Below are 16,811 nucleotides of genomic sequence, written 5' to 3'. Positions count from 1 at the left end.
GTCGTGATGTCTCTGCGGACTGTCCCGGACAGCCCGCAGAGCAGGGGTAGGGTTTTTCCGAACACGCCAGGTCAGGAGCGCTAGACCTGTCACAAAACTGCATATCCAATTTCATGAATAGGCGCTGTACCGATCGAAGCATATCAAGCGTGTTTTGCCAGCGCCGATAGCTATCAACGATTGGTTAGACGAGTCCGCATCGTGCGATCGGCACGCGCAGCACCGTCGATTGCCCATGCAACGCATGCAGCCCACGCAGCACTCAAAGAGAACTCCCCAATGTTAGGCAACTTCAAAATCGGAACCAGACTGATCGTGGCGTTTCTGATCGTCTCGGCGATCGGCGCGTGCATCGGGTGGGTCGGCTATTCCAACTCCGGACGCATCAGCGACCTGTCGACCTCGCTGTACGAGCGCGAGTTGCTCGGCCTGTCCAACGTCAAGGAAGCCAACATCAATCTGATCTACGCAGGCCGCGCACGCGCCAACCTGTTGCTGGCCAGCAGCGCGGAAGAACGCCAGTCGCATGTGCAGAACATCGACAAGTACACCGCCAAGGTGGTCGATCACATGACCCGTGCGCGCGGCAGCTTTCAGACCGAAGAGGGCAAGACCAAACTGGCGCAGTTCGATCGTGCGTGGCAGACCTATCTGGATGAGCGCGGCCGCTTTATCGAAGCCGCCAATCGCGAAGCAATGCGCGAGGCCAATCCCGAACTTGCTGCATTGTCGCGTGCGGTGCGCGCCAGCTCGGATGAAGTGGATACCTTGATGACCGATCTGAGCGGACTGCGCGAGCGCAGCGCCGCCTCGGCCAACGCAGAAACCGGCGCCATCCATGCGCGCAGTTCCAAATTGCTGATCGCCATCATTTGCGGCGGTGTGTTGCTCGGCGCCGCGCTTGGGGTGGTGATCAGCCGCAGCGTCACCGGCCCGATCCGTCGCGCGGTTGCAGTCGCCAATGGCCTGTCGGAAGGCGATCTGACCATGCGCATCGATGTACACGGTCGCGACGAAACCGCGCAGTTGCTAGAAGCCATGCGCACCATGGTGCAGAAGTTGTCGCAGGTGGTGGGCGAGGTGAATACCAGTGCCGAGACCCTGGCCAGCGCGTCCGAAGAAGTCAGCGCCACTGCGCAGTCGTTGTCGCAGGCCGCCAGCGAACAGGCGGCCGGCGTGGAAGAAACCAGCGCCTCGCTGGAGCAGATGACGGCATCGATCAGTCAGAACACCGAGAACGCCCGCATCACCGACGGCATGGCCACCCAGGCCGCGAAGGAAACCATCGAAGGCGGCGAAGCGGTGGTGGCCACCACCCAGGCGATGAAGCAGATTGCGCAGAAGATCGGCATCATCGACGACATCGCCTATCAGACCAATCTGCTCGCGCTCAATGCCGCCATCGAAGCGGCGCGTGCCGGCGAGCATGGCAAGGGATTTGCGGTGGTGGCGGCCGAAGTACGCAAACTGGCCGAACGCAGCCAGGTGGCCGCGCAGGAAATCGGCGAGGTGGCCAGTTCCAGCGTCGAACTGGCCGACCGCGCCGGGCGCCTGCTCGACACCATCGTGCCGAGCATCAAGCGCACCTCGGATCTGGTGCAGGAAATCTCCGCCGCTTCCGAAGAACAATCCTCGGGTGTGAGCCAGATCAACTCGGCGGTGGTGCAGCTGAGCCAGACCACCCAGCAGAACGCCAGCGCCTCCGAAGAACTGGCCGCCACCGCCGAAGAAATGAGCGCGCAGGCCGAGCAGCTACAACAGAGCATGGCGTTCTTCCGGCTGGGCGGGCAGGGCGCTGCGAGCACGCCGCCCAAGCGTGGCAAGCAGGTCGCTGCACGCCCGGCACGTGTTGCAGGTGCGCGCGCTTGGCGTGGCAATGCAGCGCCGGCATATGCCATGTCCGAGGGCCCGGACGAAGGCCAGTTCGCTCGCTTCTGAGAGATCGATCGATGACCGCACAGACTTCCGATGTCATGCCGGGCGATGCCGATGCAGCCGCCCAATACCTCACCTTTCAGCTGGACGGCGAAACCTTCGCCACCAGCATTCTTGGGATTCGCGAAATCATCCAGTACCGCGCTCCGACGCCAGTGCCGTCGATGCCGGCGTGCGTGCGCGGTGTGATCAATCTGCGCGGCGCGGTGGTGCCGGTGGTGGATCTGCAGGCACGGCTCGGGCGTGCCGACAGCGCCATCAACAAGCGCAGCTGCATCGTGATTCTGTCCACCGAGCAGGCGCAGGGCACGCAGGTGATCGGCGTGCTGGTCGACGCCGTCAATGCGGTGATCGAACTGGCCGATGACGATATCGAAGCGGCGCCGGCGTTCGGTACGCATATCCGTCGCGACCTGCTGCGTGGCATGGGCAAGGTGGGCGAGCGCTTCGTGGTGCTGCTGGAGATGGAACAGGTGCTGCAGGTGGACGAGATTGCCGGCAATGCCGACGCGCTGGCTGCCTGAGGCCGCTTGGAATTCGGGCGAGCCGATGCCGGTCGATTGAGAGTGCAGACGATTGCCCGCGCGTGGAAAGACTGCGCGTCGTGAGTCGCGCTGATTCGTAAGCCGGGCGCGTTGGTTGGGCAGCGGGCGCGGCAGTAGGTTGTCTGCCGCTCGTTGCCCAAGGCAAATCACGTAGCGCAAAGACGTTCGGCGTCAGAACGTCGCAGGCGCGCATCAACCAATGTTGAACACGTGTTGCGTAGCGCCGTGTACCCGCAGTGCTACGTGCATGGCACTGCAGCGTCTGTCACTCAGGGCACACAGTAAAGACAGCGCAAGCAATTCAGCTCGAGCGAGTGTCAGCCTTGCAGATGCCAGCCGCTGAACCGCTGCACGCGGTTGCGTCCATCGCAGATCGCGCCCTGCAACGCATGTCGCGCGCGCGCCAGCAAGGTGTTGCTGTCGAGCGTCTCGCTGGCAGGCACATCGACCAGCCCGATGCTGGCGGTCAACGTCCCGATGGGCCAGTGCGCGGTTGTGACCGCTTGACCGATGTCTTCTGCAGCGTGCACTGCAGCAGACGCCCCCGCTACCGGAAGCGCCACGCACAGCCGATCGCAGTCCAGCCGCGCCACGATCGCGGTCTGCGGCAGCTGCGCCTCGACCAGTCTTGCCGCCTGCACCAGCGTCGCTTCCGCTGCGGCAACGCCCGATTGCAGTTTGTGCCGCTTGAAGCCATCCAGATCGATCAGCAAAAAGCCCAGCGACTGTTCCGGCGCTGCGGCACACGTGTCTTGGAGACGCTGCAGGCCATGCTCCAGCCCGGTGCGGTTCCAGAGCCCGGTGAGCGCGTCGCGTAATCCATCGAGCTCGACCAGCTCGGCCGCACGCCGTAACTCGATGGTGTCCACGACCTGTCTCGCCAGCACCCGCAACGCATCGCGTTCGGCGCCCGACAGCCGCCGCGGCGTGCGATCGAGCACGCACAAGGTGCCTAACGCGATGCCATCGGAGGTCAGCAGGGGCGCGCCGGCGTAAAAGCGGATCTGCGGCTCGCCGGTGACCAGCGCGTTGTTGACGAAGCGCGCATCCAGATGCGTGTCGGCCACTTCCATCAGCTGGTCGGGCGCAAGGATGGCGTGCGCGCAGAACGACAGCGTGCGTGGCGTCTCGCTCGGCTGCATGCCGATCTTGGCCTTGAACCACTGCCGCTGCGTGTCGACCAGCGAGACCAGCGCCATGGGCGTGCGGCACAGGGCGGCGGCATCGGCGGCGAGCGCGTCGTACTGCGGCTCGGGGGCGGTATCCAGAAGCTGGTAGGCCTGCAGTGCAGCCAAGCGGTCGTCTTCATTGGCCGGCGGGCGCGCACCCAACAAGGCGCCAATGTCGCCCGGCAACAAGGTGGCGTGGATCAGGTGCAACGCGGGCGCGTCGGGAAGCTGCATGCAAGGCCTTTGCAACAAGCGCCATCAAGGCGATCAAGTGTCTGCAGCGATGGTCGCTGCCGTTAGGTGCGCCGACATGTCGGCCGCCCCAGCGGCTGACATGTCAGGATCTTGCCACATCGGCGAGCCGCAGACGCGGTGTCGAACCCACGCCGATGCTGCAGTACTCGGTCTGTCGAACGGTGCGGCTATTCGCCCTGGCCGGCAGTCCCCTTGGGGCGGCGGCTGTGCTCGTCATGCACTTTCAGATCTTCCTGGCCCGGGCGCTGCTTGGCGGTTTCGTCCTGCTTGCGCGAGTCCTGGCTGTCGGAGACGCCGCTGGCGTCGTCGTCGGCACTGTCGGGTTGGCGCTGTTGGTTGCTCATGGCGAAGGGTCCGCTGTGATGGAGAGGCGGACGTTAGCGCGCGCGATGTGATATCGGCGGCATGGCCTGTCCCTCCGCGTGCTTGGCGCCGGTGGGACACCTGAAACAAAAGAGCCCTGGACGCGAACGTTCAGGGCTCTTCGTTTGATGCGGTGGTGGAGCGGAAGGGGATCGAACCCTCGACCTTCGCGATGCGAACGCGACGCTCTCCCAGCTGAGCTACCGCCCCACGTGACTCGATTCTAACCACATGCCGCACCGTTCGCCAAGGCAACCGGCAGCAGACCGCGGCAAATCGGTCAATCCCGCACGGATTACTCGCGAATCAACGGGAACTTGAGGTCCGGGTTCTTGGCCTTCCATTCCTTGTACGACACCGAGCCTTCCCAGGCAGCGAAGGCCTTCGGGGTACGGCCGCGGCCAGACCAGGTTTCGCCGGTGTGCGGCAGCTCGTACTTCGGCTTCACTTCGCTACGGCCGCTCTTGACCACTTCCTTGCGCGCAGAAGTGGTGCCCAGATAGGCCGCGATATCGTTGCGCTGCTTGGTATTGAAATGACCGGCAAACTGCTCGAGCAGCGAGACGATGGTGGCATGCGCAGAGGATGCCTCGCTCGCGCGCTCGGTTTTCTCCTGTTCTTCCAGCTTCTGCAGCTCGTCCAGCAGCTTGGCTTTGGCTTGCGCGATGGAATCCAGTTTCGAAGAGGTATTGCTCACAGAGGTATGGCCTCGGAATAAAGAGTGGAGACGCCGCCCTAGGGGCGAGCGCCATTATGGCATGCGGCCCGGGGGCGACCGCTGCGTGTGCGGGGGCTTGTACACGACGTGAACAGCCTTTTCACAAGGTCTGCCTGGCCGCTTTCGCATTGTCGTTGCGGGCACTGTCCAGCTTACACGCAGGCAAGCAAATCCGACCATGACGAGAGTAGGAGCAGGCGATGAGCGATGACCAGCGCAGCACCGGCTTACGCGACCATGACCGCATCATTCTGCCGATGAAGACGATGAGCCGCAGTACCGGGCCACGACGCTAGGAGTGAGCGCCCTCGCACTGCGCGCAAGTGTGATGTCTGGGGCTGCTACCAGCGCACAGATACGTGGGCAGGGATGGACTGTTTCCAGCACACTCTGGCGCGTTGGGCAGCGCCGGATTGACCGGGCGCATCGCTTCGAGCAGAGCGCATCTGGCAAAAAAGAAAGCCCGCATCGCTGCGGGCTGTCGTCTGCGTCACGCCGGGTTCACTGTGCCGCGTTGTCGGCCAGCAATGGCATCAGCTGCGCTTCCAGAATCTCGCGTCGCCACTGGCCCAGTGCGGCGGGCCAGCTGTGCTGCTCGATCAGGGTTTCCAGATGCCGACGCGAGGCGAGCAGACCGTCCGCTAAGCCGAGTTCGCGGCTGCGCTGCGCCACCGCATCCTGCAAACGCTTGAGCACGGCCTTGTTGCCATCGGTGGCGGCCTGCGCCAGCGGTGCGGTGTCTTCGTCGGGTAGTGGCGTGTTGAGCGCGTCCCACACTGCGTTGGCGAGCTTGCGCGGGGCCTTGGGGAATTTGTCGAACTGGCGCAGCAAGGCGTCCAGATCCGCGGGCGGAAAGCGCGCCAGCTGGCTGGCCAGTTCGTTGTCCAGAATCCAGCTGCGCGGCCGGTCGCTCTGACGCGCCTGCAGATCGCGCCAGCGCAGCAGCCGCAGCAACCGACGTTGCGCGGCCGGCTCCAGAAATTGTGCGGTGCGCAGGCTCACATGCGGCCAGCGCTCGCCGTCATCGTGCTCGACCGTGGCAAGCAGGCGCTCGGCGTCTTCGGCCAGCCAGCCCATGCGATCCTGTTCGGTGAGGCGACGCGTCAGCTCGTCGTGAATCGCGAACAGGTAACGCACGTCGTCGGCGGCGTATTCCAGTTGCGATGCCGACAGCGGGCGACGCATCCAGTCCGAGCGCGTCTCGCCCTTGGTCAGCAAGGTGCCGGTGACTTCCTGCACCAGTTTCTGGTAGCCCATGCCGCCGCCCACACCGGCCAGTGCGGCAGCGATCTGGGTGTCGAACAGCGGACGCGGCAACACGCCGCATGCGCACTTGAAGGTGACCAGGTCTTCGCTGGCGCTATGCATCACCTTGACGATGTCGGTGGCGGTCAACCACGCCTTGAGCGCCTCGTTCATGCCCGGAATCAGCGGGTCGATCAACAGGATCTCCTCGCCGATGGCCATCTGCACCAATGCCAGTTGCGGCCAGTAGGTGCGTTCGCGAATGAATTCGGTATCCAGGCCGATGCGCGAAGGACGCGCCGCCTGCAGGCGTTCGGTCAGCTCGGAGGGGTGGGTGATCCAATGGGGCACGTGATTTCCGTCGACAGCAAGGGTTTGCGCAGAACGCGCAGAATAGCCTAACGTCGCGATCGCCTGTCGTGCGGCAGAGCACTGGAAGGAGCAGGTGGTGGGTAAGTGCGGTAACCGGATGGCAGCGTGGGCACTGGTCGCGCTCAGCATGTGCGCCTGTTCGCGTGCCCCCGCACCGACACCGGCGCCTGCGGCTGCGCGACAGCCGGCAGCGTCTGCGCAGCCGAACAAACCGAATGTGTCCATCGGTGGCGAAGAATCCGCCGAGACGGTCGCGCAGTGGCAGCCACCGGCGGTGGAGCTGGGCGACGAGCCCTTGGCGCAGGCACGCAAGCGCGCCGACCAAGCCCTGCAGGACGACCGCCTGTATCGCGATGCGGACGATGCGATCCCGCTGTATCTGGCGATCGAACAACGTGCCGGTGGCAAGGATGCGGCCAGCCGGCGTGGCCTGGAACAGGCACGCGCACGCTTGATCGAACGCGGGCAGGCGCTGGTTGCACAGACCGATCGGCAGGACGATGCGCTAGACCAGGCGCGCGAGCTCGCCATCGTGGCCTTGGCGCTTGCACCCAAGGACCCGAAGGTACGCGCCTTGCAAAGCGATGTTGAAACCGCGCAACGCGTGCTCGGTTTCAACCGCGCCGGCGAAGAAGATCTGCGCGGTGGCCGCCTGGGCGAAGACGGCAATGGCGCGCTGGCGAATTTTCGCGATGCCGCGCAGCTGGACCCCGACAACCCACGCACGCGCCAGGGCCTGGCGGCAGTGGAAAGCGGCTTGCTGGAGCGCGCCGAACAGGCCGCCGACGCTGCCGATTTCATCGGCGCGCGTTACTGGTTGCAGATGGCCGGGCAGGTGCGCGAGCGCGCGCCGACCATTGCCGATGCGCGCGCGCGCATCGAGCGCACCCGGCGCGCGCAGATCGCAGCTTTACACGACGCCGGTCTGCACGATCTGACCTCGCCGCGCGGGCTCAAGGCGGCCGGCGAGAAACTGGCGGAAGTGCTGCGTATCGCCGACCCGGGCGACCCGATGGCCGGCGACCTGCGGCGTCGCCTGGAATTGGCCACCCACTACGGCAGCTTCCGCCCCGGGCAGGTGTTCACCGATGGGCTCAAGATCGGTGGCCGTGGGCCGCAGATGATCGTGGTGCCGCATGGCGCCTTCCAGATGGGCGCAGGCGACGCCGAACCGGGGGCATCCGACAACGAGCGCCCGGCGCATTACGTGCGCTTCGCGCGCGGCTTCGCACTCTCGATCACCGAAGTGACGGTCGGCGAATTCCGCCAGTTCGTCGAAGCCACCGGCGCGCGTCCACGTGCCACCCGGCGCGGACACTCGGTGGTGTACGACGAGCGCAGCGGCAACTTCATCCGCCGCAGCGGGGTGGACTGGCAGTCCGACTACAACGGCGCGCAGGCCGCGCCCAACAGTCCGGTGATGCACGTCAGCGTCCGCGATGCCGAAGCCTATGCGTCGTGGCTGTCGGAACAGACTGGCCGCCATTACCACGTGCCCAGCGAGGCCGAGTTCGAGTACGCGGTGCGCGCCGGCACCACCGGACGCTATCCGTGGGGCAAGGCCGGCTCGCCACCGCGCGATGCAGGTAATTTCACCGGCGGCAACGACGTCTCGCGCAGCGGCCGGCACTGGAATAACGGCTTCGTCGGTTACGGCGATGGATTCTGGGGGCCGGCACCGGCGGGCAGCTTCCGCGCCAATGCCTGGGGCCTGCACGACATGGGCGGCAACCTGAGTGAATGGGTGGCCGATTGCTGGCACGCCAGTTATCGGCGTGCACCGGCCGATGGCGCGGCGTGGTTCAACCCGGGCTGCCGGCAGCGCATGATCCGCGGCGGCAGCTGGGCCAATTCGCCGCAGCAGACGCGTGCGGCCTGGCGGCAGTCACAGGACTCCGATAGCACCAGTGCGCGCATCGGTTTCCGGCTGGCACGCGGGATCTAGTCGCGCGGCTGCGGCCAAGTAGGCGCCGAGGGTGCGGTCGGGTTACCCAGGTTTGGCGCGCTGCAGAGTCGCTTCTCGCCCAGTGGAGCTGCCTTTGCTGCTAGCCAGCGGTGCCGCGGTAGCACCTTGCCGCGTGGACGACCCGCTTCGCCGGCCGAGCAACACCGTCCAGAACAGACACAGCGGCAATCGCACACGCACGCTGGCACGGAGGACGTCGGGATGAAGTTAGGTCGATCCGACAATGCTGCCGCTGCAAGGGAACATGGCCGGTAATGACTGCGTCCTTTGCCGCCTTCAGGACCAGGAGCTAACCAGCCGCCATCTGCAGCGTTCCTGGGTCCCATGGCTTAACCGCAGCGAACACCCGCCCGCACCAGGCCGGAACCGTTGGCGCAGACCGAGGTCGAAGCGCCAGAGCTTCTGAAGGACTGCTGCGATGGGCATGGGGATCAAAGTGTTTCGTTGGGTCGTTGCAATCCTGCTGATCGGCGGTAGTGGCTATGCCGTTGCGCGGCATATGCAGGACGGCAACACCGCCGGACATTACCGCTCGGTGGAAGTGGTCCGCCCGGAAGGCACGCCCAAGGCGATGGTGGTGCTATTGCCCGATAGCGGCCATCCGCAGCAGGCGCAACAACTGGCCGACATGCTGAGCAACGACGGTGCGCTGGTTGCAGTGATCGATACTGCCAGCTACCGCGAACGCGTGCGCTCGCACCATGCCGCGTGCAGTTCGCTGGCCGATGATGCCGAGCGACTCGGCAAGAAGTTGCTGCGCGCCGAACACGTGGACGCGTTCCTGCCGCCGGTGCTGGTGGGGCAGGGCGATGGCGCGGTGCTGGCGCGTCAGGCCTTGGCGTCTGCCGCACCCGACGTGCTCGGCGGCGCGGTGGTCGCCGATGCCGGCACCAAGCAGGCGGGCCTGGCCTGTTCGCGCGATGTGCCCGATGCCAATCAGGGCTTCCTCGATGATCTGGTTGACGATGCCAGCCCCATGCAGATTGCCGCAGCGACACGCGGCCACTTCCAGGCAGCGCAGGCGCAGGGTCTGGGCGATCTGCCGTTGGTCGAAATGCACGCACCCGGCAGCGACAAGCTGGTGGTGATGCTGTCCGGCGATGGCGGCTGGCGCGAGCTGGACAAGGGCATTGCCGCACAGTTGCAGCAGCAGGGCGTGTCGGTGGTGGGCTGGAACAGCCTGCGCTACTTCTGGGCAAGCCGCACGCCGCAGCAGGTGGGCGCCGATCTTGACCGGGTGATCGCCGCCTATCGGCAACGTTGGCATATCCATCACGTGGCGCTGGTCGGTTACTCGTTCGGCGCCGACGTGCTGCCGTTCGCCTACCCGGACCTGTCGCCGCAGCAGCGCGCCTCGGTGCAGTTCGTCAGCCTGCTCGGGCTTGGTCATCAGGCCGACTTCAAGGTGCGCGTCGGCGGCTGGCTGGGCTGGCATAACGATGCCGAGCGCGATGTCGAACCTGCGATCCAGTCGCTGGATGCGCATCGTCTGCAATGCATTTACGGCAGCGAAGAAAAAGACACGCTGTGCCCGGAGCTGCGCACGCGCGGCGTGGAGGTTGTGATGCGGCCTGGCGGGCATCACTTCGATCACGACCCGGTGGCGCTGGCTGGCGTGCTGATGCAGGGCTGGCAGCATGCGGCAACGCAGATGCCCGCCCACAGCTAGCGCGTGTTCATGCCCTTGCCATGCGTGCAAAGCCTCGTGGCGGTTTGAGATATCGGCAGGCGGTTGCGGCTGCGCGGGCAAAGTACGCAACGCAGTGGCGGCGCACACGAGGGCATTGCTGCGAGCCTCCGCTGCTCATCATTGTCGCGACCACGCAGTATGCGGTCGCCAACGCGCTTTCGGTCATGCGGCACAAGTACCCGCATCCGCGCTACTACGCGCAGTCGCTGCACACCATCGTCGCGACGATACCGCCTGCGGTCTGCCAGTGCGCTGTCGGTCATCCGGCGCAAGCACCCGCACGCACGTTGTCGCCGTCAGTCGTCGCTCGGCTCGACCCGCACCGCGATGCTGCCATCGGCCAGTTGCGCACGCAGGCGCTCGCCTGACGCCACGTCGGCGGCGCTGCGCACCACGCTGCCATCGGCAGGGCGGGTGACGATGGCATAACCGCGTGCCACGGTGGCGAGCGGGCTGACCGCTTCCAGCGAGCGCACCAGGCCGCGCAAACGTAATTGATCGTGCTGTAGCCGCCGTTGCATCGCCGCCTGCGGGTGTAATGCGCGCAACCGTTGCTGCAAGGTGGCTAGATTGCGTTGCGGGTTCTGTGCCTGTAAGCGCGTCTGCCCGCGTTGCACGCGTGCCTGCAGACGCTCCAGCAGCTGGGTCATGCGCCCGCGCAACTGCCGGCCGGCTTCTTCCTGGCGGCGCTGTAGCAGCTGCAATCGCGCCTGCGGGCTGTGCGCCCGCAAGCGCAATGCGAGTCGGTCGGCGCGTTGCATCGCATTGCCCAATGCGTGCTGTTGCAGCTGGGCGATGCGCGCGCGTGCGCGCCGCACCCGTGCGACCAGTTCGCGTTGATCGGGCACCAGTAATTCGGCCGCCACCGACGGCGTGGGGGCACGCACGTCGGCGACAAAATCGCTGAGGCTGAAGTCGGTCTCGTGGCCCACCGCCGACACCACCGGTGTCTGCGCGGCGGCAATCGCGCGTGCCAGGCGCTCGTCGTTGAACGCCCATAGATCTTCCAGCGAGCCGCCGCCACGGGTGATCAGGATGACGTCATAGCGTCCGGAGGCATCGGCGCGCTGCAGCAGCGAGGTGACTTGCGCCGCAGCACTGTCGCCTTGCACCAGCGACGGCAACAGGTCCACTTCCAGCAGCGGGAAACGCCGTGCCAGCACGCTAAGCACGTCGCGCACCGCCGCACCGCTGGGCGAGGTGATCACCGCCAGTCGCCGCACGTGCGTAGGCAATGGCTGCTTGCGTTCGGCATCGAACAGGCCTTCTGCCGCAAGCCGCGCACGCAGCTCGTCGAAGGCCCGCCGCAGCGCGCCTTCGCCGGCTTCTTCCATGTGGTCGAGCACCAGCTGGTAGTCGCCGCGCGCTTCGTACAGGGTCAAACGCCCGCGTGCGAGCACGCGCAGGCCTTCGCGCGGCTGAAACTTCAGCCAGGTGCTCTTGGGCTTGAACATCGCGCAGCGGATCTGCGCGCGCGCATCCTTGAGCGTGAAATACAGATGGCCGGAAGACGGGCGGGTGACACTGCTTAGTTCGGCTTCCACCCAGACCAACGGGAAGCTGCCTTCCAGCAGGTCGCGCGCCAACGTGTTGAGCTGGCTGGGAGTGAGGATCTGTTGGTTGCGGTCTGCCATCGCCGCATTATCCCGCAGTGGCGATGCGCATGCGTGAGCGCAGCGGCTGGAAACTCAGATGCCGTGTTGCGCCAGTGCCCAGCCCACGTGTTCGCGGACCAGCTCCGACGCGTCGTGGCGACGGGCTTCCAACGCCGCCAACACCTCCGGCGTGCCGGGCGCATTGCCCAGGCCGACGGCGATATTGCGCAACCAACGCTGATGGCCGCTGCGGCGGATCGGGCTGCCTTCGGTACGTTGCAGGAACTCGGCTTCGTCCCAGGCGAACAGCTGCGGCAGGGTCGCAACATCCAATTCGTTGCGGGCGCGGAAGTCGGCCTCATCGGTGCGTTGGGCGAACTTGTTCCAGGGGCAGACCAGCTGGCAGTCGTCGCAGCCGAAGATGCGGTTGCCGATCGGCTTGCGCATTTCTTCCGGAATTGCACCATCGTGCTCGATGGTGAGATAGGCGATGCAGCGGCGTGCATCCAGCCGATACGGCGCAATGATGGCCTGGGTCGGGCAGATGTCGATGCAGCGCGTGCAGGTGCCGCAATGCGCAGTGGCGGGCGTGTCGACCGGCAGCGGCAGATCCAGGTAGATCTCGCCCAGAAAGAACCACGAGCCGCCGTTGCGATCAATCAGGCAGGTGTGTTTGCCGATCCAGCCCAGCCCGGCGTTGCGGGCTAGCGCGCGCTCCAGCACCGGTGCGGAATCGACGAATACGCGGTAGCCGAAAGCGCCGATCTCGCCCTGGATGCGCTCGGCCAGTTTCTGCAGCCGGTTGCGCATCAGCTTGTGGTAATCGCGGCCCAACGCATAACGCGCCACGTATGCACGGGTGCCATCGTGCAGGGTCGTCCAGGCCTCGGTGTCGTCCTTGCGGCCGTAATCCATGCCCACCGACAACACCCGCAAGGTGCCCGGCACCAGCTCCTGCGGACGCGAGCGCTTGTCGCCGTGCTGGGCCATCCAGTGCATTGTTCCGTACAGGCCTTCTTCCAGCCAGCTGCGCAGATGCGCCTCGTCTTCGCCCAGCTCGATACCGGTGATGCCGCAGCGTTGAAAGCCCGCTTCGCGCGCAAGCGCACGGATGCGCGCGGCAGCATGGGTGGGGTCGGGGTGGGCGAGGGCGGCAGACATGGCGACAAGTATAGAATTCCCGGCATGTACGCACCGCTCGCTCTTTACGACACCGCTGCCGCGCGCACGCTCGATGCGCAGGCCACCACGCTGCTGGGTGGCGATGGCTACACCTTGATGCAACGTGCCGGGCAGGCCGCCTGGCAATGGTTGCTGGAACGCTGGCCGCAGGCGCGCCGCATCGTGGTGGTGTGCGGCACCGGCAACAACGGCGGCGATGGCTACGTGCTGGCGCGACTGGCGCAGCGCGCCGGACGCCAGGTGTGCGTGGTGCATCTGCCCGAGCACGGCCCGGCCTCGGCGCTGGCCCAGCGCGCCTGCACCGAATATCTGGCGGTTGGCGGTGCGATCGAGCTGTTTCCAACTCCGCTGGCGCAGGCCGATGTCATTGTCGATGCGCTGTTCGGTATCGGCCTGAACCGCGCGCCGGATGCGCAGACCGCCGCCTTGATCGAGGCCATCAACGCGGCCGGCACCCCGGTGCTGGCGCTGGATGTGCCCAGCGGGATCGATGCCGACCACGGTGTCGCTTTCGAGACCGCGGTGCGCGCGGAGATCACCTTGCAGTTCATCGTCCCGCATCTCGGCTTGTATACCGGCGACGCACTGGAATACACGGGCGAACGTGGCATCGCCGCGCTGGACGTGCCGGCCTCCGCATTCGATGGGCTGCATCCGGCCGCCCACAGCTGGGACATTGACGCCCTGTCCGCGCACTTGCGGCCGCGTCGGCGCAATACGCACAAGGGCGAATCGGGGCGTGTGCTGTGCGTGGGCGGCAATCTCGGCAGCGGCGGCGCAATCCTGCTGACCGCCGAAGCCGCATTGCGCAGCGGTGCCGGGTTGGTGCAGGTCGCCACCCGCGCCGAGCATGTCACCGCGCTGCTGGCGCGCTGCCCCGAAGCGATGGTGCGCGCCGTGCAGGCGGGCGACGATATCGCCGCACTGGCCGATGCCGCCGACGTCGTTGCACTTGGGCCGGGACTGGGCCAGGACGACTGGGCACGCGCGCTGTGGCAAGGCGTGCTGGGTTCGGACAGCGCGGTCGTCATCGATGCCGATGCCCTGAATCTGCTGGCGGCGACCGCCGCGCCACCGCGAGGCCCGCGCGTATTGACCCCGCATCCTGGCGAAGCAGGGCGGCTGCTGGGAATCCCCACTGCGCAGGTGCAGCGCGATCGCCTGGCCGCGGCTGCCGCGTTGGCCCAGCGGTTTGATGCAGTAGTCGTGCTCAAGGGGGCCGGTACGGTGGTGGCTGCGCCGCATGCGGTGCCGCGGATCGTCGATGCCGGTAATCCCGGCATGGCCGTCGGCGGCATGGGCGACTTGCTGACCGGGGTGATCGCCGCCTTGCTGGGGCAGGGCTGGTCGGCCTTCGATGCCGCCAGCCTTGGCGCCTTGCTGCATGGCTGCGCCGGCGATGCGGCCGCACGCGATGGCGAGCGCGGCCTGTTGCCCACCGACCTGCTGCCGCAGCTGCGTCGTCTCGCCAATGCCGGAGCCGGCGCATGAATCAGCTCGACGCACATCTGATAGACGCCGAAGCCACGGAAGCACTCGGCCGCGCCCTGGCCGCGGTGCGGCCTGTCACGGCGATGGTGCAACTGCATGGCGACCTGGGGGCTGGCAAATCCACGCTGGCGCGTGCGCTGCTGCGGGCGCTTGGCGTCACCGGCCCCATCCGCAGCCCCACCTACACCCTGGTCGAGCGTTATCCGCTGAGCAGCGGCGACGAAGCCTGGCATCTGGACCTGTACCGCATCGGCAATGCCGGCGAGCTGGATTTCCTCGGCCTGGACGAAGGCAGTGCCAGTCTGTGGCTGGTCGAATGGCCGGAGCGCGGCGCAGGCATCTTGCCGCCGGTGGATCTGGACGTGGAATTGGCCGTGGAGGGCGACGGGCGCAGCGTACGGTTGCTGGGCCGCAGCCCAGCCGGGCGCGACTGGCTGCATGCGGTGGCTCAACAGGCTGAGTTGCAGCCTCTTTTTGCCAGCGGACAAGAAGAATGAACGCCAGGTTACGGATTATTAAGGGAAATCACCTTGCAATTCACCCGGTTGGATGATTGAATCCAGCGCCATGACACCGGGGATCCGACAGTTCTGCGCTTCCGCCCTGACCGCCAGCCTCAGCCTGGCGGTTTTTGCTGCGTGGGCCGGCGAAATCAAGACCGTCGGTGTCAGCACCGGCGCCACTGGCACGCGTGCAGAGATTCAGCTGGCCGGTAGCGGCGGTTTCAAGACGCTGTCGCTGGCCAATCCCAATCGTTTGGTGGTGGATTTCCCGGATTCGGCAGCCGCACGTGGTTTGAAGTTGCCGCCAGCCAGCGGCCTGGTCACCTCGGTACGCACCGGGCAACCGGTGCCGGGCACCTTCCGAGTGGTGTTCGAGCTGGCAAGCCCGGTCACCGCGCTCAAGCCGCAGATGCAGACGCTGGGTAGTGCCTCCACACTTGTGATCGAATGGCCGGGCGATCCGGCGCCTGCGGTTGCGACACCGATTGCGGCCAGCACCCCTGCCGCACTGCCGCCGCCGCGTCCCGTCAACGCACAAGCAGAAGCCGCGCGTGCAACCGCAGCCCTTGCTGCGTCCGCGCAGCGTGCGTCGTCGCTGCCGCCAGCACCGCCAGCGCCGGTCGTCGTACCTGCCTCGGCGATGCCGACGGTCACCCCTGCAGCGGTGCCGACCACCGTCGCCACCGGCGTGCCGACGCCGCGTCCGGCAACGGCTGCAGTGGCTGCACAGACGACTCCCGCTGGCAGCATCCCTAATCGCGGTGCCGCGGGCCCCACAACTGGTGCGGCTGGTGCGGCTGCGACCGGCGGTGCGTCCGCTGCCGCAATCTTGAACGGCGGCAGCACACCGATGGCTGCTGCCGGCACCGGTGCGGTCGCGTCTGGCACTGCGTCCGGCGCCAGCGCCGACGACGATCTGCCACCGCGCCCGGTGCTGCCCAGCGAAGCCTCGCGGGTCAAGATGGCGCCGGGCATGCGGCCGCTGATCGTCGCCATCGACCCAGGCCACGGCGGCCAGGATCCGGGTGCGATGGGTCCGACCGGCAAGCGCGAAAAAGACGTGACCCTGGCGGTCGGTCGCGAACTGGCACGCCAGATCAACGCCACCCCCGGCATGAAGGCGTACTTGACCCGCGATACGGACGTGTTCATTCCCTTGCCGATGCGTGCGCAAAAAGCGCGTGCCGCCAAGGCCGACATTTTCATTTCCATCCATGCCGACGCTGCAGAAAATCGCAGTGCGACCGGCTCATCGGTGTATGTGCTGTCGACCAAGGGCGCCTCGTCGCAACGCGCACGTTGGCTGGCCGATAAGGAAAACGCCGCCGACCTGGTCGGTGGCGTGCGTCTGCAACAGACCGAAAGCACGCTGGCCAATGTGCTGCTCGACCTGGCACAAAGCGGGCACATGAAGGCCTCCGAAGATGCCGCCGGCCATGTGCTGGGTGGCCTCAAGCGCATCGGCAACAATCACAAGCCGCAGCTGGAGCGCGCCAACTTCGCGGTGCTGCGGACGTCCGACATGCCGGCGATGCTGGTGGAAACCGCCTTCATCTCCAATCCGGACGAAGAACGCCGCCTGATCGACCCGGCCTACCAGCGCAAGATCGCCTCCGCCGTGCTGGATGGCATCGATACCTTCTTCACCCGTCAGCCGCCTCCGGGTACCTTGTTTGCCGCGCGCGCGCAGGCCGAAGCCGATGCAGTCGGCACCGTGGCCGGCGGCAGTCGCTGACCCGCTCGGCTATCATTCCGCACTGATTCCTTGAGTGACGGCGCCTG

The 16,811-nt window shown here is 66.3% G+C and carries 13 protein-coding genes and 1 tRNA gene; 7 read left to right on the top strand and 7 right to left on the bottom strand.

What is annotated here, in order from left to right:
- Nucleotides 1–279: 279 nt before the first annotated feature.
- Both ACZZ0O_RS18300 and ACZZ0O_RS18295 read left to right on the top strand, forming a co-directional pair.
- Nucleotides 280–1,938, top strand: coding sequence for a methyl-accepting chemotaxis protein (locus tag ACZZ0O_RS18300; protein WP_463591469.1), 1,659 nt, complete (start codon nucleotides 280–282; stop codon nucleotides 1,936–1,938).
- An 11-nt stretch (nucleotides 1,939–1,949) separates the two neighbouring features.
- Nucleotides 1,950–2,459 (top strand): chemotaxis protein CheW, encoded by a 510-nt coding sequence (locus ACZZ0O_RS18295; RefSeq protein ID WP_115527949.1) that lies wholly within the window; start codon nucleotides 1,950–1,952, stop codon nucleotides 2,457–2,459.
- Between the two features lie 338 nt (nucleotides 2,460–2,797).
- On the opposite strand, the gene ACZZ0O_RS18290 is transcribed toward ACZZ0O_RS18295, so the two are convergent.
- The 5 genes from ACZZ0O_RS18290 to rnd all read right to left on the bottom strand — a co-directional run bounded on the left by ACZZ0O_RS18290 (nucleotide 2,798) and on the right by rnd (nucleotide 6,581).
- Nucleotides 2,798–3,883, bottom strand: coding sequence for a GGDEF domain-containing protein (locus ACZZ0O_RS18290; RefSeq protein ID WP_463591468.1), 1,086 nt, complete (start codon nucleotides 3,881–3,883; stop codon nucleotides 2,798–2,800).
- 188 nt (nucleotides 3,884–4,071) lie between these two features.
- Nucleotides 4,072–4,248, bottom strand: a complete 177-nt coding sequence (locus tag ACZZ0O_RS18285; RefSeq protein WP_162847468.1) for a hypothetical protein — start codon at nucleotides 4,246–4,248, stop codon at nucleotides 4,072–4,074.
- 153 nt (nucleotides 4,249–4,401) lie between these two features.
- Nucleotides 4,402–4,477 (bottom strand) — tRNA-Ala (locus ACZZ0O_RS18280).
- Between the two features lie 85 nt (nucleotides 4,478–4,562).
- Nucleotides 4,563–4,964 carry an H-NS histone family protein gene (locus tag ACZZ0O_RS18275; protein ID WP_055851906.1) on the bottom strand — a complete coding sequence of 134 codons (402 nt, stop codon included), beginning with the start codon at nucleotides 4,962–4,964 and terminating at the stop codon, nucleotides 4,563–4,565.
- 522 nt (nucleotides 4,965–5,486) lie between these two features.
- Nucleotides 5,487–6,581: a ribonuclease D gene (gene rnd / locus ACZZ0O_RS18270; protein WP_463591467.1), complete on the bottom strand. Its 1,095-nt coding sequence runs from the start codon at nucleotides 6,579–6,581 to the stop codon at nucleotides 5,487–5,489.
- Between the two features lie 118 nt (nucleotides 6,582–6,699).
- On the opposite strand from rnd, the gene ACZZ0O_RS18265 reads away from it, so the two are divergent.
- Nucleotides 6,700–8,547 carry a formylglycine-generating enzyme family protein gene (locus tag ACZZ0O_RS18265; RefSeq protein ID WP_463591466.1) on the top strand — a complete coding sequence of 616 codons (1,848 nt, stop codon included), beginning with the start codon at nucleotides 6,700–6,702 and terminating at the stop codon, nucleotides 8,545–8,547.
- A 439-nt stretch (nucleotides 8,548–8,986) separates the two neighbouring features.
- Nucleotides 8,987–10,237 (top strand): AcvB/VirJ family lysyl-phosphatidylglycerol hydrolase, encoded by a 1,251-nt coding sequence (locus ACZZ0O_RS18260; protein WP_463591465.1) that lies wholly within the window; start codon nucleotides 8,987–8,989, stop codon nucleotides 10,235–10,237.
- 317 nt (nucleotides 10,238–10,554) lie between these two features.
- Here the strand turns inward: ACZZ0O_RS18260 and xseA are convergent, their stop codons facing one another.
- Entirely contained in the window at nucleotides 10,555–11,892 is a 1,338-nt protein-coding gene (xseA, locus tag ACZZ0O_RS18255; protein ID WP_463591464.1) for an exodeoxyribonuclease VII large subunit, read from the bottom strand.
- A 54-nt stretch (nucleotides 11,893–11,946) separates the two neighbouring features.
- Nucleotides 11,947–13,014 carry a tRNA epoxyqueuosine(34) reductase QueG gene (gene queG / locus ACZZ0O_RS18250; protein WP_463591463.1) on the bottom strand — a complete coding sequence of 356 codons (1,068 nt, stop codon included), beginning with the start codon at nucleotides 13,012–13,014 and terminating at the stop codon, nucleotides 11,947–11,949.
- Between the two features lie 24 nt (nucleotides 13,015–13,038).
- Between queG and ACZZ0O_RS18245 the strand changes: the two genes are divergently transcribed.
- The 3 genes from ACZZ0O_RS18245 to ACZZ0O_RS18235 all read left to right on the top strand — a co-directional run bounded on the left by ACZZ0O_RS18245 (nucleotide 13,039) and on the right by ACZZ0O_RS18235 (nucleotide 16,764).
- A complete protein-coding gene (locus ACZZ0O_RS18245) occupies nucleotides 13,039–14,526 on the top strand; it encodes an NAD(P)H-hydrate dehydratase (RefSeq protein ID WP_463591462.1) in 1,488 nt (495 codons plus the stop codon).
- On the top strand, nucleotides 14,523–15,023 hold the full coding sequence (gene tsaE, locus ACZZ0O_RS18240) for a tRNA (adenosine(37)-N6)-threonylcarbamoyltransferase complex ATPase subunit type 1 TsaE (RefSeq protein WP_463591461.1): 501 nt from the start codon (nucleotides 14,523–14,525) through the stop codon (nucleotides 15,021–15,023). The genes ACZZ0O_RS18245 and tsaE overlap by 4 nt, the downstream gene beginning before the upstream one ends.
- 70 nt (nucleotides 15,024–15,093) lie before the next feature.
- Nucleotides 15,094–16,764 carry an N-acetylmuramoyl-L-alanine amidase gene (locus ACZZ0O_RS18235; RefSeq protein ID WP_463591460.1) on the top strand — a complete coding sequence of 557 codons (1,671 nt, stop codon included), beginning with the start codon at nucleotides 15,094–15,096 and terminating at the stop codon, nucleotides 16,762–16,764.
- Nucleotides 16,765–16,811 lie beyond the last annotated feature (47 nt).

The sequence above is a fragment of the Xanthomonas sp. AC360 genome, from assembly GCF_979258225.1.
This window is presented reverse-complemented; position numbering and strand designations above follow the sequence as displayed.